The 750-nt window shown below is 32.0% G+C and carries 1 protein-coding gene; it reads right to left on the bottom strand.

Going from position 1 to position 750, the window contains the following annotated elements; genetic code table 11:
* Window positions 1–17: 17 nt before the first annotated feature.
* Window positions 18–750, bottom strand: a 733-nt coding sequence (locus ACE01N_RS20585; protein WP_380592981.1) for a hypothetical protein, incomplete at its 5' end; no start/stop codon positions are given.

Genomic DNA, 750 nt, shown 5'->3' on the forward strand with positions numbered 1-750 from the left:
GTGTTGTGCACAGTAATTTATTTAATTCTCTTAAAATATCCATAATCAGAAAGTTCTGAAACCTTAACGGAATCTCTTGGATAGAATTGATATGATTGTGTTCCATATTGAATCGTATCATCTTTCCTTTTTCTAGTCATTAGCCTGCCAAGATGTATATACTCTATCAATCCGTCATTATCATGAATAAATATTCCTCCTTTATTAAAAGTCACAGAATCAGGTAAATCTTGGCCGTGCCCGTATTCTTTTTCAAGTCCAATAAAAGTTACTGTTTTGTTTGAGTCAGTTATTTTATCAAAGTAGTACTTATTACCTAAACTCCAACCAGAATTATACTCTGATGTTTTTACTTCTATATCTCCAAATTTATCAATGAAATAACCAATAGAATCATTCTCCTTATCGTAATTCTCATCCCAGGTCAAGTTTAACATTTTTATCTCATTATCTTTTATAGATTCGACAAATCCACCTCGGAGCTCATTTTTTTTAATTTTACTTACAGAGAATTCAATGGTTGAATCTAATATCACATATCCAGTATAATCGCTACTTGTAGCAAAACTTCCTAGAAGTCTGAAATAATAAATTACTTGAGATGAATTCTCAATCGGTTGTTTATATAATTCGCCAAGCTCCATTCTTATTCCGCAAGAAGTCAAAATGGAAATCAATAATATGTATGTTGTAAGTCGTTTCATTTTATTGTGCACAACGTTCCCGCGGTATGGTGTCGTGGCAGTTTCT

It is taken from the genome of Quyinboa ferrireducens (assembly GCF_042436675.1).
Classification (GTDB): domain Bacteria; phylum Bacteroidota; class Bacteroidia; order Bacteroidales; family UBA5342; genus JBHJHP01.